20 protein-coding genes and 1 riboswitch are annotated in these 22,039 nt (G+C 43.7%); of the genes, 19 read left to right on the top strand and 1 reads right to left on the bottom strand.

From position 1 onward, the window contains the following. Positions 1-60: 60 nt before the first annotated feature. The 14 genes from K7399_RS05555 (at position 61) to K7399_RS05490 (ending at position 13,133) form a co-directional block, all read left to right on the top strand. Entirely contained in the window at positions 61-1,029 is a 969-nt protein-coding gene (locus K7399_RS05555) for a polyprenyl synthetase family protein (RefSeq protein ID WP_028984218.1), read from the top strand. An 87-nt stretch (positions 1,030-1,116) separates the two neighbouring features. Continuing rightward, positions 1,117-1,539 carry a nucleoside-diphosphate kinase gene (ndk, locus tag K7399_RS05550; RefSeq protein WP_028984219.1) on the top strand — a complete coding sequence of 141 codons (423 nt, stop codon included), beginning with the start codon at positions 1,117-1,119 and terminating at the stop codon, positions 1,537-1,539. A gap of 20 nt (positions 1,540-1,559) precedes the next feature. Then, positions 1,560-2,339 (top strand): CheR family methyltransferase, encoded by a 780-nt coding sequence (locus K7399_RS05545; protein ID WP_037582253.1) that lies wholly within the window; start codon positions 1,560-1,562, stop codon positions 2,337-2,339. A 356-nt stretch (positions 2,340-2,695) separates the two neighbouring features. Beyond that, a complete protein-coding gene (trpD, locus tag K7399_RS05540; protein ID WP_128166736.1) occupies positions 2,696-3,721 on the top strand; it encodes an anthranilate phosphoribosyltransferase in 1,026 nt (341 codons plus the stop codon). Further along, a complete protein-coding gene (gene trpC, locus K7399_RS05535; protein WP_128166734.1) occupies positions 3,714-4,511 on the top strand; it encodes an indole-3-glycerol phosphate synthase TrpC in 798 nt (265 codons plus the stop codon). The genes trpD and trpC overlap by 8 nt, the downstream gene beginning before the upstream one ends. Beyond that, on the top strand, positions 4,495-5,166 hold the full coding sequence (locus tag K7399_RS05530; RefSeq protein ID WP_028984223.1) for a phosphoribosylanthranilate isomerase: 672 nt from the start codon (positions 4,495-4,497) through the stop codon (positions 5,164-5,166). Before trpC ends, K7399_RS05530 begins: the two co-directional genes overlap by 17 nt. Beyond that, positions 5,138-6,370, top strand: a complete 1,233-nt coding sequence (gene trpB / locus K7399_RS05525; RefSeq protein WP_128167323.1) for a tryptophan synthase subunit beta — start codon at positions 5,138-5,140, stop codon at positions 6,368-6,370. The genes K7399_RS05530 and trpB overlap by 29 nt, the downstream gene beginning before the upstream one ends. Continuing rightward, positions 6,367-7,215: a tryptophan synthase subunit alpha gene (trpA, locus tag K7399_RS05520; RefSeq protein WP_037563025.1), complete on the top strand. Its 849-nt coding sequence runs from the start codon at positions 6,367-6,369 to the stop codon at positions 7,213-7,215. The genes trpB and trpA overlap by 4 nt, the downstream gene beginning before the upstream one ends. 824 nt (positions 7,216-8,039) lie before the next feature. Continuing rightward, complete coding sequence (locus K7399_RS05515; protein WP_223362496.1) at positions 8,040-9,299, top strand: tetratricopeptide repeat protein; 1,260 nt, start codon at positions 8,040-8,042, stop codon at positions 9,297-9,299. A 63-nt stretch (positions 9,300-9,362) separates the two neighbouring features. Next, the gene (locus tag K7399_RS05510) at positions 9,363-9,911 is read left to right on the top strand and encodes a YpiB family protein (protein ID WP_028977674.1); all 549 of its coding nucleotides are present in this window, start codon (positions 9,363-9,365) and stop codon (positions 9,909-9,911) included. 95 nt (positions 9,912-10,006) lie between these two features. Next, positions 10,007-10,792: a sporulation protein YpjB gene (locus K7399_RS05505; protein ID WP_028977675.1), complete on the top strand. Its 786-nt coding sequence runs from the start codon at positions 10,007-10,009 to the stop codon at positions 10,790-10,792. Between the two features lie 154 nt (positions 10,793-10,946). Next, positions 10,947-11,627 carry a zinc metallopeptidase gene (locus K7399_RS05500; protein WP_028977676.1) on the top strand — a complete coding sequence of 227 codons (681 nt, stop codon included), beginning with the start codon at positions 10,947-10,949 and terminating at the stop codon, positions 11,625-11,627. A gap of 225 nt (positions 11,628-11,852) precedes the next feature. Next, complete coding sequence (gene tnpA, locus K7399_RS05495) at positions 11,853-12,311, top strand: IS200/IS605 family transposase (RefSeq protein ID WP_051575261.1); 459 nt, start codon at positions 11,853-11,855, stop codon at positions 12,309-12,311. Between the two features lie 275 nt (positions 12,312-12,586). Further along, a riboswitch (PreQ1 riboswitch) is annotated at positions 12,587-12,635 on the top strand. A gap of 9 nt (positions 12,636-12,644) precedes the next feature. Then, positions 12,645-13,133, top strand: coding sequence for a QueT transporter family protein (locus K7399_RS05490; RefSeq protein ID WP_028977678.1), 489 nt, complete (start codon positions 12,645-12,647; stop codon positions 13,131-13,133). A 44-nt stretch (positions 13,134-13,177) separates the two neighbouring features. Here K7399_RS05490 and K7399_RS05485 read toward each other — a convergent pair whose 3' ends face one another. Then, positions 13,178-14,056, bottom strand: a complete 879-nt coding sequence (locus K7399_RS05485) for an alpha/beta hydrolase (protein ID WP_051578047.1) — start codon at positions 14,054-14,056, stop codon at positions 13,178-13,180. Positions 14,057-14,165: 109 nt separating this feature from the next. On the opposite strand from K7399_RS05485, the gene K7399_RS05480 reads away from it, so the two are divergent. The 5 genes from K7399_RS05480 (at position 14,166) to glgD (ending at position 21,955) form a co-directional block, all read left to right on the top strand. Beyond that, the gene (locus K7399_RS05480; RefSeq protein ID WP_420854102.1) at positions 14,166-15,113 is read left to right on the top strand and encodes a 5'-3' exonuclease; all 948 of its coding nucleotides are present in this window, start codon (positions 14,166-14,168) and stop codon (positions 15,111-15,113) included. Between the two features lie 760 nt (positions 15,114-15,873). Then, entirely contained in the window at positions 15,874-17,823 is a 1,950-nt protein-coding gene (gene glgB / locus K7399_RS05475; protein WP_028975625.1) for a 1,4-alpha-glucan branching protein GlgB, read from the top strand. A 44-nt stretch (positions 17,824-17,867) separates the two neighbouring features. Continuing rightward, positions 17,868-19,295, top strand: a complete 1,428-nt coding sequence (gene glgA / locus K7399_RS05470) for a glycogen synthase GlgA (protein WP_028975624.1) — start codon at positions 17,868-17,870, stop codon at positions 19,293-19,295. A gap of 289 nt (positions 19,296-19,584) precedes the next feature. Next, positions 19,585-20,730, top strand: a complete 1,146-nt coding sequence (locus K7399_RS05465; protein WP_028975623.1) for a glucose-1-phosphate adenylyltransferase — start codon at positions 19,585-19,587, stop codon at positions 20,728-20,730. After that, entirely contained in the window at positions 20,714-21,955 is a 1,242-nt protein-coding gene (glgD, locus tag K7399_RS05460) for a glucose-1-phosphate adenylyltransferase subunit GlgD (protein WP_223362495.1), read from the top strand. The genes K7399_RS05465 and glgD overlap by 17 nt, the downstream gene beginning before the upstream one ends. The last annotated feature ends 84 nt before the right edge of the window (positions 21,956-22,039 follow it).

The raw sequence follows: 22,039 nt of genomic DNA, 5'->3' as shown, positions 1-22,039 counted from the left end.
AACCAGATCGAAACGGGTAACATGCCTAGCAGTTCCACGACTTAGTGAAAGGTGAAAGAGATGACCCTGTCCAGAATATATTTGGAAAAAAAAAGCAAGCTAAAAAGCGTTGAACGCGAATTGGAATCTGTACTTTCTGTAGCCAATCCACTATTGAGCGAAGCATCGCTTGATTTGCTCAAAGCGGGGGGAAAGCGTATACGCCCCCTTCTGACTCTCCTTTGCGCCGAATATGGTGATGCGGAGCGAAAGGCAGTTAAAGATTCAGCAGTGATGCTGGAGCTAATTCATATGGCGTCGCTTGTTCACGACGATGTCGTTGATGATTCTGACTTGAGACGTGGAAAACCGACGGTCAAAGCACAATGGAATAATCGTGTTGCGATGTTCACTGGCGATTTTATCTTTGCGAAGGCAATCGAGCTTATCTCAGATGTGGACAATCTTGAAGTGCACCGCAGCATTTCGCGTGTCATCCGCGATCTCAGTCTTGGTGAAATTGATCAAATAAAAGAGCTGTATCATTGGAAGCAAAATTTACGAACCTACCTAAGACGAATTAAACGGAAAACAGCACTGCTTATGGCTTTGAGCTGTCAGTTAGGGGCACTTTCATCGGGCTGTTCGTCTGAAATTGGGTTAAAACTCTATTACTTTGGCTATTATTTGGGCATGAGTTATCAGATTACGGATGATATTCTCGATTTTATAGGTACCAAGAAACAGCTGGGCAAACCCGCTGGCGGTGATCTGCGTAATGGAAACATTACTTTGCCAACCTATTTCGCAATGAATCGATATGGCCTGCGCAATAGTATCCGGAAAGTACTTGAGAACAAGAATCCAAGTCATGAACAATGGGACGCTGTGATTCATTCAATCCGCGCATCAGGTGCGATCCGGGATTCCGAACAATTGAGTAACGCTTATTTGCAAAAGGGAATCGACCTCTTAGAACAGTTGCCACAAGTGAAGGTAACCCATGCATTAAGGGTAATTGCAGATTATATTGGTACAAGAAACTATTAATTCAGATACCCGCATGCAAGGTACATGTGATGAGTGTCTTGAATAGTTGATTTATCATTGAATTTATCGCTTAGGAGGCGAGTAAAGATGGAACGCACATTTTTAATGATCAAACCAGACGGTGTACGTCGCGGATTAATCGGCACGATTATCGCTCGATTTGAAGCAAAAGGTTTTAAAATGATTGCAGGTAAGCTGATGACCATCTCGGATGAATTGGTTAAAAAGCATTACTATGAGCATGAAGGAAGACCTTATTATAATGATTTAACGACATTTATGACTTCCGGACCCGTTTTTGCAATGGTATGGGAAGGCGAAAATATTATCAAACTTGCTCGATTCATGATGGGTTCGACCGATCCGGAAAAGGCTGCGCCAGGGACCATTCGCGGTGATTACGCAACGCGAATGAATCGTAATGTGATCCATGGATCGGATTCGCCAGAAAATGCAGCGCGGGAAATCAATCTGTTCTTTAATGAAGATGAATGCGTTGCACGCCTGTAACTTGCTAAGGAGTAGAAGAAATGTCCGAACTACGCAACGGAGACTATGAAACGTTTAAACGCTTGTTTTTTAATTTGACAGGAATCGATTTATGTCTTTATAAAGAAGAACAAATGAAACGCCGCCTCAATACATTGCGCATGCGGCACGGTTTTTCATCCTTTGAAGACTTGGCGCATCATTTACGTGAGGACCATGCGTTATTGGACGAAACGCTGAGCCGAATGACGATAAATGTGACTGAATTCTTTCGGAATCGCCAGAGATGGACTGTTTTAGAAAAAAAGATCAGCCAAATGGCTTCGCGTAAAGGCACAATCACTGTATGGAGCGCAGCGTGTTCAACCGGAGAAGAAGCGTATTCTTTGGCTATTTTGATGAGCAAATATTTGCCGCAAAACCAATTTTCGATCCTTGCAACGGATATTGATGAAAAGGTTTTGCAACGGGCGAGAGATGGCATTTATCCGGAGCTGGCGATTCATGGGCTAAATGCTGACGAGCGCCGTTTTTTTATAAATAAGGGATCACAATTCGAAGTACAGCCACAGCTGAAACAAAGCGTTCATTTTCGTAAACATGATCTGCTGCTCGACCCTCCACCGAAATCGTTTGACTTAATTGTCTGTCGCAATGTACTGATTTATTTTACCGAGGAAGGCAAACAATCGATCTATCATAAATTAGGACAAGCGCTTAAGCCGGAAGGTATCCTATTTGTTGGTAGTACGGAACAAATTTTCAATGCTGCACGCTATCAATTGAAGGCGTCGGAAACTTTTTTTTATGAAAAACTATGAGCCGCGTTAGCGGTTATTCGCAATAAAGAAGCATAATTTATGCGGTGCGGCATGCAACGCATGAACAGACAAAAAATGGTTGACAGTTGTCTCCTTGTTGACTAAGATAATGAATACATAATCTTTATATTATGTTGACGATTGGATTGCGTCACAGGACGCGATCAGTCAAAAGTTGAGAAGAGAAAAAGAATGAGCTGAGTTGAGTAGAGCTGAGGGTTTGCCACGCTAAGATAGCCAAGATACCCGCAGAAGCTTCTGCGGATTTTTCTTTGTGATCAGTATTTTTTTGAACTGATCACCCTCCTTTATACTCCACAAACTGCTCATTCCTCAAAAAAGAGGAGTGAACCGGAATGTTTCAAGCGACTTTAAAAGAATTGGTTCAAGGCAAGACATTATCGGAAAAAGAAGCCGAAGTTGTGATGAACGACATCATGGACGGCAAGGTCGATTCCAATCAGATTTCTGCCTATTTAGCGCTACTAAGTTTGCGCGGGGAAACAGCAGATGAGCTGACTGGATCGGTTCGGGGCATGCGGGCACATGCATTACCGCTGAAGTATGCGGATCCATTGTTGGATATTGTTGGTACTGGCGGTGACGGCATGGCTACATTTAATTTGTCCACTGCTGCAGCAATTGTGCTCTCGTCGCTTGGCGTGAATGTCGCAAAACATGGCAATCGTTCGGTTTCATCAACGAGTGGAGCTGCCGACGCATTAGAAGCACTAGGTATTTCAATTCAATCCACCCCAGCATCGGCAGCAGCGTTGCTTGAGCAAACGCATATGTGTTTCCTTTTTGCCCCGCTCTATCATGCATCAATGCGCTATGCAATCGAACCGAGAAAATCGCTCGGCTTTCGGACAATCTTCAACCAACTGGGCCCATTAACGAATCCTGCTGCTGCTGCGTATCAATTACTCGGTGTATACAGCCGTGAATTAGCGAAACGCTATGCCGAAGTGCTGGTTAAATTGAACACAAAACGAGCCTTGGTCGTCACTGGTTCAGACGGTATGGATGAGCTGACCATCGCAGGGAAAACGGATGCATACCTCATCGAAAAGAATCAGATCCACACTTTCACGCTGATTCCTGAGGATGTTGGGTTAACGAGAGGTACCATTGAGGAGCTCCGCGTTCATAATCCTCAGGAGAGTGCAAAGCTCATTGAAACGGTATTAACCGGGACCTCACGTAACGCCTCAGCAATCAATGCGGTACTTTTGAATGCAGGTGCAGGGCTTTTTACCGCAGGAAAAACAAAGTCGATCGCAGAAGGCGTTCATGTAGCACGTGAAGCGATTCAATCCGGTCGTGCGGCCAAACAGCTTCAACTATTGCGTGCAAAAACGAAGGTGATGCTGCATGCCTGAATCCATTCTCGACCAGATCTTAAAGACAAAGAAAGAAGAACTGGCCCACTTTTCGCTTCCTGAACCCATGTCTCAACCTAAACCGCATTATTCATTGAAAGACGCATTATTACGGCCCAACCATCAGTTGGGGTTAATTGCTGAAGTGAAACATGCTTCGCCGTCTAAAGGCATATTTCGCACGAAGATTAGTGCAAAAAAAACGGCGACACGCTATGCGTCCGCAGGTGCGGACGCAATCAGTGTTCTCACGGATCGAAACTATTTTCATGGCTCCATTAACGACTTAATAGAAGTAAGACAAAGCGTTCAACTTCCCATTCTGCGCAAAGATTTTATTATCGATGAACGTCAAATTGAAGAAAGTGCGCGTATTGGTGCAGATGCGGTTCTCTTGATTGCTGCAGCGCTTGAACCAACCGCGTTACATGAATTGTACTTAGCGGCAAAAGCGCGTGGACTTGAGGCGTTAGTTGAGGTGCACGATGCACAAGAACTGGCATCGCTCTTAAACGGTTTTACCCCTGAAATAATCGGTGTCAACAATCGGGACTTGAGGACTTTTCACACGAATTTGCATGTAACGGCAGCACTTGCCCCTAACATACCCAGAAACGCAGTGCTTATCAGTGAATCGGGTGTGCATCGCCCGCAAGATGTTCAGTTCCTTTTGGAACAAGGGACACACGCTGCACTTGTCGGTGAAGCTTTAATTTGTGCAGCAGATCCGAAACAGAAAATTTGCGATTTGTTCGGTAAGGGCGTGAATGCTCATGTCTCCCGCACTTAAATATTGCGGCAATCACTCCCTGAACGATTTGCGTGCTGTCTATGCAAGCCATGCTGATTATATCGGCTTCGTCTTCACCCACAAAAGCAAGCGTACAGTCAGCACCGAACAAGTATCACAATGGCTGAATCAGATCGGTCGATGCAAAGGAAAGCAGCTAGTCGGCGTGTTTGCGGATGATTCACTGGATACTATCAAATCAGTATGCGAGCATGTTCCGCTTGATGTTGTGCAGCTGCATGGCGGAGAATCGCTGCATCACTTGATTGCCGTAAAAAAAATGGTTGATCAATCCGTTTGGAAAGCGCTCCATCACGATGAAACAACGTTGGATCAAATGCGCCGTTTTCGTGGAGCTGCCGATGGATTTATCATCGATACAAAACGAAAAGGAACACTTGGCGGGACTGGAAAACGCTTTGATTGGCACCGTATTCCGAACTATTTATCCGAAGCAAAGCGTCAGCAGGTGCCTTGTTTCATTGCAGGTGGAATCACTCCGGAAAATATAGAGGAACTCATGATGTATCAGCCAACAGGCATTGATATCGCATCAGGAATTGAACGTCATTTTGGTAAAGATCAAGCGCTTATTCGCAGTTTAGAGGAAAAGGTGGGGGTTAATGATGGTCAGACAAGCACAAGCCGAAAGTAAATACAGAACCGATGAAAATGGACGATTTGCGGCTTTTGGCGGACAATACGTTCCGGAAACGTTGATGCATGCCGTTCTGGAATTGGAAAAGGGATTTAAAGACGCCATCAGCGATTCATCTTTTTTGCGTGAATATCGCCGCATTCTCCATGACTATTCAGGTCGGCCAACACCGCTTAGTTATTGTGAGCGACTAAACAAAACACTTGGCGGCGCGCAAATCTTTCTGAAACGTGAAGATTTGAATCATACTGGCGCACATAAAATCAATAATGCGGTTGGCCAGGCCTTACTGGCACGTCGAATGGGCAAGAAACAGATCATAGCAGAAACCGGCGCCGGGCAGCATGGGGTGGCTTCTGCTACGGTTGCTGCTTACTTCGGATTGCCATGCAAGGTATTCATGGGTGCGCTTGACGTCAAGCGACAGGCATTGAATGTGTTCCGAATGAAGCTGTTAGGTGCGGAAGTGATCCCGGTACATTCAGGAAATGGCACCTTAAAGGATGCTGTCAATGAGGTGCTTCGCTATTGGGCTGCGCATAGCGATGATACAGCATATATTGACGGTTCGGTCGTTGGTCCGCATCCTTATCCAATGATTGTTCGCGACTTTCAACGTATTATCGGCGATGAAGCACGCGAACAATGCTTGAAACAAACGGGAAGTTTGCCTGACGCGGCGGTTGCATGTGTTGGCGGCGGCAGCAATGCGATCGGCCTGTTCACCGCATTTTTAGATGATCCCGTTTCGTTGTATGGTGCGGAAGCAGCAGGCAAGGGTGTGGCCACCGGCGAACATGCCGCAACCTTAACGAAAGGAACGGTTGGAATTATCCATGGGATGAAAACCTATCTGCTGCAAGATGCGTATGGTCAAATTAAAGCGCCTTATTCCATATCTGCAGGTTTGGATTATCCGGGTGTCGGACCGGAACACGCTTATCTTTCTGAGTCGGGACGTGTAGACTATAAGGCAATTACAGATAACGAGGCAGTCGCTGCGCTGCTTGAATTATCCGAACTGGAAGGCATTCTTCCAGCGTTAGAGAGTGCCCATGGACTCGCACTTGCCTTCAAAGTAGCAAAAACGATGCGAAGAGAACAAAAGGTGATTGTCTGTCTATCGGGTCGCGGCGATAAGGACGTTAAAACAATCATGCACGTTTTAGCGAATCATGAAAAAAGGGGGGAGCGTTTATGACTGTTCGTATGGAGAAACACGTGACGAATGCTAAGACTATGCGGTTTATCCCATTTATAACCGCGGGTGACCCAACGGATGAAGCAACCGTTGCGTTGGCTTTAATGCTCCAATCCCTTGGTGCCGATGCACTCGAACTTGGCATTCCTTATTCAGATCCACTGGCAGATGGACCGGTGATCCAAGAGGCATCGCAAAGAGCCCTGCGTCATGGCGAAAATTTAAATCAGGCAATGCGTCTTGTGGAAGAAATGCGTACACAGGGGCTTGATCTCCCGGTCATTATTTTTACCTATGCCAATGTTTTGCTTCAATTTGGCTTAGATCGTTTCTTTGAAGAGGCGGTAAGTCATGAGGTTGACGGGCTGCTTGTCCCTGATTTGCCCTATGAAGAAAGCAGGAGCCTTGCCGATCAATGTGCGGAACACAAAATAAGCTTGATTTCACTCGTTGCTCCAACGACATCTGATGAGCGTCTCAAAAGGATCTGCGATCATGCACAAGGCTTTCTCTATTGTGTCTCCTCTCTAGGTGTGACCGGGATGCGCAAAACGTTCCACCCTGACGTCTATCCATTCCTTGAACGCGTCAAGCAGGTGGCGCAGTTACCGGTTGCGGTTGGTTTCGGCATCTCATCGCGCGATCAAGTCGCAGAACTGGAGCATTATGCGGATGGATTTATCGTTGGAAGTGCAATTGTTGCTGAGGTTGGGCGAAGAGCGGAGCAATTGGCTGATTCATCGACGCGAACTGCAGCGATACGCGAGATTAAGCTTACGCTTGATCAGCATCTGCTACCAGAACGGGTCAATCATAAACCGCTCGCTTCAAATGAATACGAGTAAGCAGGAACGGATCCCTTGCATGACAAATAAAGAACGTACTGATTCTTGGATAAACGGCATTGCTTCGATAGAATAATTGAGTAACCGAAACCGAAGCGACGATTCAGCACAGATAAGACACGACCCCATCACACATGGCTGGAGATTAGGGACCGGGCGTATTTTGCCCGGTTTTTCTTACAGGTAAAGAAAGTACATGATTTTGCCCTGTTTTCAAGCCAATAGACCAGTGTCTTGGCCAAGAGTCAAAGGGGAGGTACTCTGGCGCCAGCGGGAACAGCGTGCCAGCGAGATCCCGCAGATTTTTGTTTGTCTGAGGAGGCTCGTGGTGCGCCCGCGGCAAGCGAGTAACCGAAGCGGCGATTCAGCACCGAAAAGACAGGAGACCATCATACATGGTTGGAAATTAAGGACCGGGCGTATTTTGCCCGGTTTTTCTCACAGGATAAGAAAGTATATGATTTTGACCTGTCTTCAAACCAATAGCCCAGTGTCTTGGCCGAGAAACAAAGCGGAGGTGCGAGACGCCTGCGGGAACAGCGTGCCAGCGAGACCCCGCAGATACCTACCTGTCTCAGGAGGCTCGCGGTGCGCCCGCGGCAAGCGAGTAACCGAAGCGGCGATTCAGCACCGAAAAGACACGAGTCCATCACACATGGCTGGAGATAAAGGACCAAGCACAGCTTGGTTTTTCTCAGTGTAACAAATCAAAAAGAAACAAGCGGCGCTATTCTGGATAAGGAGCATTCCTTGCAGTTCCTAAAAAAGTTGCTTATGATTGCTTAAGAAGAAAAAACTTGATCGGAATCGTATTGGGAGGAATCATGATGCGTACATTAGAGACAGCACGCGCGTTATTAGGAAGCGGACAAACTGAGGAAGGGCTCGACCTGCTGCACCAGTTAGCTGAAGAACATGACGACCGGATTCAGTTTGCTGCTGCAGATCTTTATCAACAATTCGGATTTATTGATGATGCCCAAGCGGTTTATGAACGCTTGCTGAAGCGCTATCCTAATGACAGTGATTTAATTATTCAGCTTTCAGAACTACTGATTGATAAGAATGAAGAAACAGGTGCGATTGATTATTTGCAGCGGATTCATTCATTGGATGCCAATTATTTAAGTGCACAAGTCATGCTGGCCGATCTGTACCAAATGGAAGGCTTGGATGAGGTTGCTGAACATAAATTGCTTCATGCACTTAAGGTTTCACCACATCAGCCTGTACTTATTCTTGCTCTTGGAGAGCTCTATTTATCGATTGGCGAAGCAAGCAAAGCGGTTGACTGCCTGATGGAAGTTAAAGATAATCCAGAGCTTGCTGATCAAAAAATCCATTTGAAGCTTGCCGAAGCACTCAGCCTCAGTGGTCAATTTGAAGCGTCTATGCAAGAATATGAATTGGGTTTCAAACAAGAAAAAACGCTGGACGGGCTCTTTGGCTACGCAGTTACCGCATTACGTATCCATAAACATCGAAAAGCAATTAAAGCTTTAGAGACATTAAGAGCAATGGATCCGGGCTACAGTACGCTTTATAATGTACTTGCCGAAGCGTATGAGCACGAAGGGCAACTAAAAAAAGCCATAGAATCGATCAAATTGGGAATCGAACAGGATGAATATAATGAGCGTCTTTTTGAACGTGCGGGCATTTTATCAGCAAAATTGAATGAAGAGAAGCAGGCGGCAGAATACTTCAAAAAATGTCTCAAGTTGAATCCGGAAAATATGGATGCATTAACTCATCTTGTCGAGTTAAAAGCACAGGATGAGGATTACGAAGCCGTTGTTGAGCTGCTCGAGCCGGTTGAAACGGGCGACCCATTGTTGCACTGGTTTCTTGCCACCGCTTATAATCAAACAGACGAACTCAAAAAGGCAGCGCAGCTCTATAAAATGAGTTTGTCCGCATTCTCTGACAATCCAGAATTTCTCCAGGAATACGGAGAATTTTTAAGAGAAACAGGTCATTTAAAAGAGGGGCTTGATCTTTTAATTACGGCATCGCGTTTGAGTCCGGAAAATCAAGATCTTGCAGCATTTGTCGAACGAATTAAGCAGGATGAAATTCAGTAAAAGGCGAATATAAATAATATGACGCTTGATGAATGCGAATGGTCGCGAGGAGGGGACGTCAGGATGGAACAGATGGTATCAAATGTGCAGAAGAAAACATTCCTTCGGTGGATCTTAGATCGTCATCTGCTGACCAACCGGGAAATTATTTGGTTGCTCCATTATTTAATGAGTAATGACCAACTCTTGTCTTTAATTCATATCGTTGATGATGTCACGCGCGTGAATCGATCCATTATAATCGGTAATTCGGCAAAAGGAATTCAATTCTTCCGTTATGTGAAAACAACGGTTGAAACCGATGATCCTGAAAAAGCATTTCACGATTTACGAATGAATCAGATTGAGGATGTTTATCTTCAATTATCCATTGAAGCGGTCTACCGCTCGCCTATTTTTTATTCAGTTTTGGAAGAAAATCCGAACAGTCATGAGGATATTCATGAGAAGTACGGGCAAATGGCAGAACATGCTACGGATGAGGCAGAGCGCACCTTCATGATCAACCGGCTGACTCGTGCCATTAACAATGCACTTGATGAGGGTGATCAGCAGCAGTTTTACACGCTCACGAAACGGTTAAATACAATCAATAAACAAATGAACGGATAAACAGAAAACCTTCTCTAAATGATAAACACTTGGCGGTCTACTCTTGTCCCTCAACTCATATAGTTCCGATAAGGCGTTTAAAGGGAGGACAAGCGATGAACGTAAAGCTGTTTATCATTTTTGTTTGCTTTACATTGTTTATAGGATTTCCAGAACGCGGATATGCCGAAAACAGCAGCGCCGCAATGAAAAATCAAACCGACAATTTAATCAGTCTTTCTGATCAAGTTTTTCACTATTCAATCGCCAAACAGGATAAAGCAGCCGCAAGCCTTCTGAATGAGCTGAGCGAGAAATGGAATCATTCATTAGATCTGTATTCGGAAAAAGAACAGCAAGTGATCGGAACCTCAATCGTAAAGCTTAAGGTTTTACTTAAGACGCAGGCGAATCAGCAGGAAATAGCTGATGCAGCTGCCTCCCTGCGGCTTGGATTCGATGCGCTACAAAATGAAGGGACTCCGATGTGGAAGGAAAAACGTTCGGATATCATGAAGCCCCTGAGCCGAATGAACACCGCATTGAAAAATAAGAAACAAGAATATTATCAATATGAACTTAATCAATTTCTTAATGAATATGCGATCATATATCCAGCACTGATCATCGACGGTCAGCCGGATATGGTGACTTTGCTTGATCAGCGAATCACAACATTAACCAATCACCGTTTAGAAGATATCACGGAATCAAAGCGAATACGTCAATTAAACAGAATAACCGATGACTTGAATCGGCTATTTAAACAATCACGAAATGGTAAAGAAGAAAATACAATGGGGTTTATGCCCATAATTGGGGGAATTGTTGTAACCGTACTGGCCTATGTATCTTGGGTGCGCTATACAGCAGAACGGAAAAGAAGAGCACGGATCCATTGAAAAAGTAAAAATTTTGACAAAGATAGATTGTTTGACTAAAATTGACTATAATAGTATTGTTCCGATTGAAAACTGATGCTTGAATACGTTTGACGATTGTACCGTTTTCAAGAGGCTTGAATCAATTAATTAGATCAATTTTGGAGGAATGAGCATGATTCAATACCTAATCTATCTGGGCATTCTGATGCTGATCCCCATGTGGGCACAAATGCGTGTTCGCTCAACGTACGCTCGTTATGCAGAGGTCAGTAATTCAACCGGAATGACCGGTGCGCAAACTGCGCGGCGAATTCTTGACGATAACGGTTTGTACGATGTAACGGTCAGGGAGGTTGCAGGATCCTTAACCGACCACTATGATCCGCGTGACAAATCGATTAATCTTTCCACGGATATTTATCATGGTGCTTCTATTGCGGGAACTGCCGTTGCGGCTCACGAAGTCGGGCACGCAATTCAGGATGCAAACGATTATACGTTTATGCGTGTACGCAGCGCCCTCGTTCCAGTGGCGAATTTAGGATCAAATTTGTCGTACATCTTGATTCTTGCAGGCGTATTTCTCGGCATGTTTCAGCTTGCTGCGCTGGGCGTGGTCTTCTTTGCAGCGGCTGTGCTTTTCCAGGTCGTAACCTTACCTGTCGAATTTGACGCATCAAGCCGTGCATTAAAACAGATTGTCAGCTTAGGCATTGTTCAGGAAAATGAACGGCCACAGGCCAAAAAGGTATTGTCTGCAGCAGCAATGACCTATGTTGCCGCTGCACTGGTATCCGTAATGGAACTCGTTCGTTTTATTTTGATGATTACGATGAGCAATCGAGAAGAGTAAGCGGATCTTTCAAATGCTGAATGCATACAATGAGATGTGCCTGTCTGCTGCCACATAAGTGGCAGCTTTTTTTTATGGACTTTAGTCCGTTGAGTACGCGTAGCGTGCGAAACATAAAACCCCCCGCTATGCGGGGGGAGTACCAAATCGTTATACAAAGAAGCGCTTCCTTTCGATAGAATATAGATGTTCAGGCTATATTGCTACATGAAAGGAAGCGCTAGAATGGCTAATAAAGCAAACAGTTTAGCCCATACCAAATGGTTGTGTAAATACTATATCGTATTCACACCAAAGTATAGACGAAAAATTATCTACAATCAATATCGGAGAAGCTTACAGGAAATCATCAAGCAGCTCTGTCGGTATAAAGGAGTAGAAATTTTGGAAGGACATATGATGCCTGATCATGTGCATCTTCTGCTCAGCATACCACCTAAAATGAGCGTGGCAAGTTTTATGGGCTATTTAAAAGGCAAAAGTGCGTTGATGATGCTTGACAAGCATGCAAACTTAAAGTACAAATTTGGCGATCGTCATTTTTGGGCAGAAGGCTACTATGTGAGTACCGTAGGATTGAATGAAGCAACCATCAAGAAATATATTCAAGATCAAGAAAAACACGATATTGCACTGGATAAATTAAGCGTTCGAGAATATGAGGACCCCTTTAGAGGTCGCTGAGTAGTACAAACACCCATTATGGGTAAGCAAAAGAGGCAAAGTCAATATAGCCTGAACAAAGTGAAGGCCAGCGCCTTGAGACGCTGGCCGGTAATCCAAGGCTTATAGCCTTGGAGCAAACCACCCTTTTGAAGGGTGGTTATGATTGAATAAGTTCCTTAAAACAAGACTTGAGCTGTAACTCAAAGATTGATTTCTGTATCGTTACCGGCAATAGCGGAAGTTCATTGCTTGACAATGCCACATTTTAGATTAAACTAAAAGAGTTTGAGCATGCTCACGTGGTTCGAAACCATCCCACGTTTATCAAAAAACTAAGGAGGAGTCTTAAGTATGAAGACTGTAAAAATGCTGGCGGTTAATGCATTGCTTGCCGCCATTTATATTGTGTTGACTTTTTTTCTTCAGCCGATCAGTTTTTCAGCAGTTCAATTTCGTATTTCAGAAATGTTGAATCACATGATTGTATTCAACAAGAAATATTTTTGGGGCATTATTTGCGGTGTATTTCTTGGCAATTTGTTTTTCTCGCCGATGCTCCCATATGATCTGATTTTCGGAACGGGACAATCAGTGCTCGCACTTTTAACTACAATGATTGTTTCTAAATTTATAACCAACATCTGGGCACGCATGCTGGTAAACACAGGGGTATTTACTTTGACCATGTGTTTTATTGCCTGGGAACTTGCAATTGTTCTAAAGCTGCCGTTTCTGTGGACATGGTTGACAGTCGCCATTGGCGAATGTGTTGTAATGTTGATTGGTATGCCGATTATGTATGCAATCAATCGTCGTGCCAAACTTGATAAGTTAATCTAAGGGGATAAAAAAAGAAGTGCTTCTTAAGTGAAGCACTTCTTTTTTTAATTTTTTGGCCGCAGTCCCCAAAGGTAATCGGCGACAATTTTATCGACTTCCGGATTCTCATGCAACATACTATGTTGGGCATTCGGACCGTAAACAATCTTCTCGGAATAGTGCTTCGGATTAAAGAAATATTTTCCGAAAAAGGCGCTTTTTAATGTCACAACACCGTCGCCTTCTTGAGCATTGCTCATGATGCCGGCAATAGCTAAAACATCCAAATTATTAGGCAAACGATCACGATGGTGATACAGATAGCTTTGCTGTTTCAGAAATTTAATAGAAAGATGAGTATCATTGAGCGGGCCGCTGATCCAATCAAATGGAGCAGCAATGGCAACATACTTGCGTATCTTTGGATAATCAACCGGAGTTTTGATCTTTTCTAAATAACAGGTAAACGCTTTTCCACCCATTGAGTGGGAAACAACATTAACTTGATCAATGGTGTAATTTTTCTTTAATATGCGAAAAATGTTATTCAGCCAGGCGGCTTGCTGCTCCATAGGCTCATGATTACGAGAAAAGATAATTTGAATGATTGGGATCTTTTGGTTCGTTATTCTTCCACTAACGTTGATGACTCCATTTGGTCGGACTGTAACAATCATTGCGCGTTCCGGACCATCGTAGTTTGCGTGCAATCGTTCCAACATCGTGCGGTAAGAACGTTTCGATCCTTTCCAGCCATGAATAAAAACGGTTGGAATCTGCTGATGGTTTATCTTATTATCCGCTGCAGTCTGTTCAGCAGCAGTCTCGGTAGCGTTGGTCACCGTATGTGTTGCTGTTGAGGCTCTGCTATGTTCAAAAATGAGATAGAATGCAAGTAGGAAAACTGCTGCAGCAGCAATAAAGATGAATCGCTTGATTTTCACGTAGAACACTCCATTAAGATCGGCTTATGAATTACTATATAGCTTAACGCAAAGCGATGCATTTTAAAACCATACGTCTCACCCTTTTGGGAGAACCATTCATGGTATAATGGGGGCAGTTAACAAGAAGAGAGGCGTTTTTTTGGTACAACAATCACGATTGCTGCTTGTAGACGGGATGGCGTTGTTGTTTCGCGCTTTTTATGCAACAGCCCCAACGGGTCAGTTTATGTTTAATGCGCAAGGTATTCCAACGAATGGTGTTCAAGGATTTCTCCGTCACCTGTTATTAGCTATTGAGAATAGGAAGCCAACCCATATTGCGGTTTGCTGGGATATGGGATCAAAAACATTTCGCCATCAATTGTTTGACGAATATAAAGCAAACCGCTCGGCACCTCCGGCGGAGATGATTCCCCAATTTAACTTGGCAAAGGAAATGGTTGATGCATTTGGTATCCCTAACGTTGGTTTAGCGGGTTATGAGGCGGATGATTGTATTGGTACGCTTGCCAAACATCTGCATCACGATGTCCAAGTATCGATTGTTACCGGTGATCGTGATTTGCTTCAGCTCCTTGATCGTGACATACATGTTGACTTGCTGCAAAAAGGTTACGGCAACTATCGAAGTTATACCGAGTCAACCTTTTTTGATCATTACGGCGTTACGCCTCAGCAATATGTGGATGTTAAGGCGTTAATGGGTGACGCAAGCGATGGTTACCCGGGTGTTCATGGTATCGGAGAGAAAACAGCATTTAAGCTTATGAAACAATTTGGCTCCATCGATACGATGCTATCTCATCTGGAACTGCTTCCAAACGGACAGCGAAAGAAGATCAGTACAGATCTGTCAATGTTGCACTTATCGAAACGACTGGCGGCGATCAATTGCCAAGTCCCAGTGACACTTTATCTATCCGATGCAGAGTTTTCAGAAATTGACGATGCTTTTATTGATAAAGTAGATCAACTTGGTTTGCGGCTTGTTAAATATGCATTGGTTCAAATGAATTGGCGAGGGCGCAACCTTTCAAATCATAGCATAGGCTGAACGAAAAAAGTGTTTTCGATCAATGCTATGCAGGAGAATGAAGCGATAGTACACGACCTTCAAGTTTAGAGATAGTGGGAAACGAAAGCGCACAAGAAATGTTAAACCAGGCACAGCTTGGCTTTTCTTACAGGTAAAGAAAGTACATGATTTTGCCCTGTTTTCAAGCCAATAGACCAGTGTCTTGGCCAAGAGTCAAAGCGGAGGTACTCTGGCGCCAGCGGGAACAGCGTGCCAGCGAGATCCCGCAGATTTTTGTTTGTCTGAGGAGGCTCGTGGTGCGCCCGCGGCAAGCGAGTAACCGAAGCGGCGATTCAGCACCGAAAAGACAGGAGACCATCATACATGGTTGGAAATTAAGGACCGGGCGTATTTTGCCCGGTTTTTCTTATGCCCGATTTTCAGATGACTTGTAGGAAGGACAATGTTCGCTTTCTAATTTTAGAAAATTCTCTTTTTTGACAAAAAAAGAGAGTTTTTTCAAGAGGATAAACCTGCACTTCGTTGAATATTTAATTATAAATAAAAATGACTGTCCAATAATTCGACCCTCTGTGCACAGAAACAGGGTTTGTATAAAGCAACAAAAAATGGGGTTGTCCCGTCAACTCGGATTTCGGAGGCGTTTTATGTCCTAACAAAAATGATTACCCAAAATGCAGCATTGTAAATTTTTCCAAGAACAAGGAATGATGATTGGAGCATTAAAGCAGCGGTATTAAAAGAAATGCAATCAAAAAATATAAAGGGACGTGTGTCGATGTTAACCGTTGATTATGAGTCGCAAATGTCTCCTAGCGAAGTCGATCTGTATTTATTTCATGAAGGCACGCTTTATGAAGGGTATAAGGTATTCGGTGCCCATTTAGAACAATATAATGGTAGAAAAGGATTTCGCTTTACGGTATGGGCACCGCATGCACGAGCCGTTTCAGTTGTCGGTGATTTCAACGACTGGGATACTGAAGCAAATCGATTGGGTTTAGTAGAAAATTCTGGTGTCTGGACGGGGTTCATTGCAGATCTTGGCAATGAAGAGCGTTATAAATATGCCATTGAAACACCGACTGGTTCGATTGTTTTAAAGGCCGACCCCTACGCTTTCTACGCAGAAAAGAGACCCAATACTGCATCGCTTACGTGCAGTCCACTTCATGCATACGCGTGGCATGACAAACGCTGGATGAGGCAAAGAGCTAAAAAGGATCAATATCATCGTCCGATGAACATTTATGAATGCCATCTAGGGTCTTGGCGAAAAAACGACACCAATCATTTGATGACTTACAGACAGCTTGCGGATGAACTGGTTGATTATGTCGCGCGAAACGGGTTTACTCATATCGAACTCATGCCGATCATGGAACACCCGTATGATCGATCTTGGGGCTACCAGATTACCGGCTACTTTGCACCGACAAGCCGCTTCGGCAGCCCAGAGGATTTTATGTATTTTGTTGATACCTGTCATCAAAACAGTATTGGCGTTATTCTCGACTGGACGCCGGCACACTTTTGCCGGGATATACATGGTTTGGGAAAATTTGATGGAACACCGTTATACGAGCCGTGCGACCCCAAATTGGCAGATCGTCCGCAATGGGGAACCTACACCTTTGATTTTTCTAAAAACGAAGTGATCAGTTTTCTCATTTCCAATGTTCGTTTTTGGATGGACATTTATCATGTGGAGGGATTCAGAATTGATGCAGTATCGTCAATGATTTACTTAAATCATAATGGCGACCTGCCCTTTGAATTGAAGAATAAATACGGCGGTGATGAACATCTCGAAGCGATCGACTTCATCAAAAAACTAAATGAAGCGGTATTTCTGAAGTTTCCGGAGGCGTTGATGATTGCTGAGGAGGCAACCGACTACCCAATGGTTACAAAGCCAACGGACCAGGGAGGCCTTGGCTTTAATTATAAATGGAACATGGGCTGGGTTCACGATATGCTGCGCTATATGTCCTATGAACCATCTGAACGACGCGATCACCATAATCTCATTACGTTCTCAATGCTTTACGCATATTCAGAGAACTTTGTCCTGGCGTTTTCTCATGACGAGCTTGTCTATGGCAAACGTTCGCTTTTAAATAAAATGAAAGGGGATGAATGGCAGCGCTTTGCAAATCTTCGCGTGCTTTTTGGCTTTTTCATGACTCATCCAGGAAAAAAATTGCTTTTTATGGGCAGCGAATTTGCGCAGTTCGATGAATGGAAGGATCTCGAACAACTCGATTGGAATCTGTTTGACTTTTCAACGCATCGCGCGTTCCAACAGTACGTCACGGCTTTCAATCATTTTTACCGCTCCGTTTCATGTTTATGGCGGCTTGATCATGAATTGGACGGATTTCAATGGATCGATGCGGACAATGCCGAACAAAGTATTATTAGCTTTATTAGAAAAGGAAAAAGGAAGGGGGATTATTGCATCGTCGTCTGCAATTTTACGCCTGCTGTGTATCATCAATTTAAGTTAGGCGTACCGGCAGTGGGCAGCTATATAGAAGTGTTCAATAGTGATGCTGCTTCTTTTGGCGGTTCAGGACAATGCAATCATCGACCGATTATCGTGGAGGAAGCTCCTTTTCACAATCAGCCGTACCATATTAAATTGACGATTCCACCGCTGGGAATCACTATTTTAATGAAAGAGACAAAGAAAAGAAAAATAATGACCGCTTACGAACAAGTATAAAACAAAATAACAACGGTCTGTGTCCAGGAAAAGGAGAGAGAGAGATGAATGTTCTGTTTGCTGCGTCTGAAAGTGCCCCCTTTATTAAAACGGGAGGATTAGGCGATGTCATTGGTGCATTGCCCAAAGCTTTGCAAAGGGACGGGGTATCCGTCAGTGTTGTTCTGCCTAAATATATGGATCTTAATTCTAACTTTACCGATCGGCTGACTTACCTGAAGTATTTTTATGTTCCGCTAGGATGGCGACATCAATACTGTGGCGTTTTTTATTGTAAGGAAGCGGGCATTGATTATTACTTTCTCGACAATGAGTACTATTTTAAGCGTTCAGGCAGTTATGGCTATGCGGATGATGGAGAACGGTTTGCTTTTTTCGCTCGCGCAGTACTTGAGCTTTTGCCCCATTTAGCAAAAAAAACAGATCTGATTCATTGTCACGACTGGCAGACGGGATTAATCAGTGTATTTCTTCGCGCGCATTATCGCAGCAACCCTTTCTATCAAAACATGCGTACCCTCTTTACCATCCATAATTTACGTTACCAAGGTGTTTTTCCTAAATCTGTACTCGGTGATCTTCTCGGTTTAGATCAAACCTATTTTCATAAAGATGGTTTAGAATTCTATGATCATGTCAGTTATATGAAGGCAGGATTAGCCTACTCAGATCTGCTGACAACCGTCAGCCCAACTTATGCACAGGAAATTCAATATCCTTATTTTGGTGAAAACCTAGATGGTTTCCTGCGCTGGAATCATGATAAACTATCCGGGATTATTAATGGTATTGATCAAGAACTTTACAATCCCCTAACGGATCAAGCGCTGTATGAAACGTACAGCGCTACTCAAGGAAAACAAGCAAATAAGCAGGCGCTACAAAGTGATCTTGGCCTGCCTGTTGATGAAGCGACACCTATGATTGCCATGATTACCCGACTCACTGACCAAAAAGGCATTGACCTTGTTCTAAGCGTGTTTCATGAAATCATGAAGCTCGATGTCCAATTTGTGCTGCTGGGAACGGGGGAACGTAATTATGAGGATGCCTTTAAATGGCTTGCCGAATGCTATCCAAACGCCGTTTCAGTGAATATCTATTTTGATGATTCCTTGGCAAGAAAAATTTATGCGGGATCTGATCTGTTTCTTATGCCTTCAAAATTTGAACCGTGCGGGATTGGTCAGTTATTGGCCATGCGTTACGGCAGCCTGCCAATTGTACGCGAAACCGGTGGATTAAACGATACGGTCGTTCCTTATAATGGGTTTACACATGAGGGAAATGGCTTCAGCTTTACCAATTATAATGCCCACGACATGCTTTATACCATTGAACGGGCGATTCATCTGTTCCGTAACAATCGCCATGTATTCGATGAACTGACAAATCGCGCAATGGGGTTAGATTTTGGCTGGGACCAGTCAGCCAATGATTATCTAAACCTGTATCGCCGTATTGTCCAGTGACAGAAAGGAAATAGTCAGCGATGAAGAAATCATCGATCTATCCGACTCCATGATGCATTTTAATAATCCTAAGCTAAGACTTGGTTTTGTTACCATACCTATGTTCTTTTTCTTTAGGGACCGATTTAACAAAAATTGAAAGCGTATCCGTATAATTATTTTTTTATAAGATCCTGCTCAATTTAAATATGATTTTCCAATGATTCTCATAGGATGAAATAACGTCACTTTTACAGGATGAAGGAGGTGTGCGGAAGAAGGTGGTTGCACCATTCTTTTTCCAAATGATATGAAAAATGAAATGATCGCAATGATTTTGGCGGGAGGTCAAGGATCGCGTTTAGGCAAGCTGACGCGAACGATTGCAAAACCAGCAGTACCTTTTGGCGGGAAATACCGAATCATCGATTTTTCTTTAAGCAACTGCTCCAACTCCGGTGTGCGCACGATCGGTGTAGTTACCCAATATCAGCCCCTTGAATTGAATGGTCATATCGGCAATGGTGCCCATTGGGGTCTTGATCATAAGGATGGTGGCGTCACCATCCTGCAGCCGCATTCAAGTCTTGATGGAGAAAAATGGTTTAAGGGCACCGCTCATGCGATCTATCAAAATATAAGTTATATCGACAGTCATCATCCAACCTATTTATTAATCTTGTCCGGGGATCACATCTATAAAATGGACTATGAGCATATGCTGAATTTTCATAAACATAAGAAAGCCTCCGCGACTGTTGCGGTTATCCATGTGCCCTTAGATGAGGCCTCGCGATTTGGCATTATGAATACCGATAACACGGACCGAATTATCGACTTTGAAGAGAAACCGCAGAAGCCTAAGAGTAATCTGGCTTCAATGGGAATCTATATTTTTTCATGGGATGTCCTGCGCCGCTACTTGACTGAAAGCCATGCAACGGGTCAGAACATGGATGATTTCGGAAAAAACGTGATTCCGACTTTTCTTGCAAATGGAGAAAATGTGTTCGCCTATTCATTTAACGGCTACTGGAAAGATGTTGGTACCATTGAGAGCCTGTGGGAAGCGAATATGGCGTTTATCAATCCCGACCATGAACTCAGCATTCGCGATAAGCATTGGCGGATCTACTCAAAGAACCCAGTAGCGCCGCCTCATTATCTTTCCAAGGACGCGAGGGTTCAAGAGTCATTGATTGTTGACGGCTGCTATATATCAGGGAAAATCGATCATTCGATTATTTCACAAAATGTGAAAATCGGAACAGGCTCAGTGATTAAGGATTCAATCGTCATGGCCAATACGGTCATTGGCAAACATGTAGTGATTGATCACGCAATTGTCGGAGAACATGCGGTGTTTGCTGATCATGCACAAGTGGTTGGTGATTCAGCGATTGCAGTTGTCGGATACAACGAAATTGTGGGAGGGTTAAATGATGAGGCGGAATAAAATTTGCGGCATTTTAAATTTGACGGAATCTAAATCGGCGATCGATCCATTGACACGTCATCGCCCCATTGCCAGTCTGCCTTTTTGCAGCAGATATCGACTGATCGATTTTCCATTGACCAATCTGACTACGGCCGGTGTCGATACGATCGGTGTATTTACTCATGACAATCTGCGTTCGATTTATGATCATGTACGAAGCGGCAAGGAGTGGGGCCTAGACAGTATTTACGGCGGACTATTTTTTTTCTCTGATCCGCGCCTTGATCGAAGAGCGAACCGATTCAGTACTGAAGGGGATCTGCTAAATTATTATAACAATATCGAGTTCTTCGATAAGTCAGAGTCCGAGTATACCGTGGTTATGGGTACCCGTATGTTGTGTGCGATTGATGTGCAGGCCATCCTGCGCCATCATATTGAACAAGGCGCGGAGGTTACGGTTGTGTATAAGTCAATGGAAAACGTTGATAATGATGATCAAAACACGTCCTGTCTGACGATCGATGAAGACGGGAGGGTACGCGGGTTGAAGTCAAGTGTCTTGCATGACAAGACTGACCATGTGTACATGAATATGGAAATTTATCTTTTAAAGACAGAGCTGCTTACCAAATTAATTCGCAATGGAGTCGCTGAAAATGAACACTGCAATTTAAGCGACTTGCTTCATCAAGCGATTGTTGCCCTTCCATCAAATGGATTTGAATATACCGGATACATGAAGAATATCCACTCAGTTCGCTCATTTTATGAAGCAAACATGGATATGCTGCACGATTCAAATCTATTAGCCTTATTGAAGGGAAGTCAGCATATTCACACAAAAGTAAAGAACGAAGCGCCAACCTTCTATTCACGCTCCTCAGATGTAACCGACTCACTGATTGCAAATGGCTGCATGATTCATGGAGAAGTTGCTCATTCAGTTATTTTTCGTAATGTTCTGATTGAAAAAAAAACGGTGCTCAACAGCTCTGTCGTAATGCAAGGAAGCTCGATTGGCAGTGGAGCCGAACTGCATTACGTTATTCTCGATAAAAATGTGCGCATTGAACCGAATACTAAATTAATCGGCACGCAAGCAAACCCGATTGTTATTGAGAAAAATTCAGTGATCAGTCGAATTGTGGAAGGAGATTTCACGCGTCTGACAAATATAGGTAAGCCGATTCCGGAAGTGGACAGCAAGCAGTCTTCTAAAGGCTTTTTTCATCACTATTAATTCATTGTTCTTTTAAATTTAGCGTCTTTTGGTAAGAATGGGAATCATAGTTCGTCTAATTTTGACTGTAAACGCCAATGATCG

Origin of the sequence: Sporolactobacillus terrae, assembly GCF_019930545.1 — a bacterium.
GTDB classification, from domain to species: Bacteria; Bacillota; Bacilli; order Bacillales; family Sporolactobacillaceae; genus Sporolactobacillus; species Sporolactobacillus terrae.
Note: the sequence above shows the minus strand (reverse complement) of the source record. Positions and strands in the feature narration are given on the sequence as shown.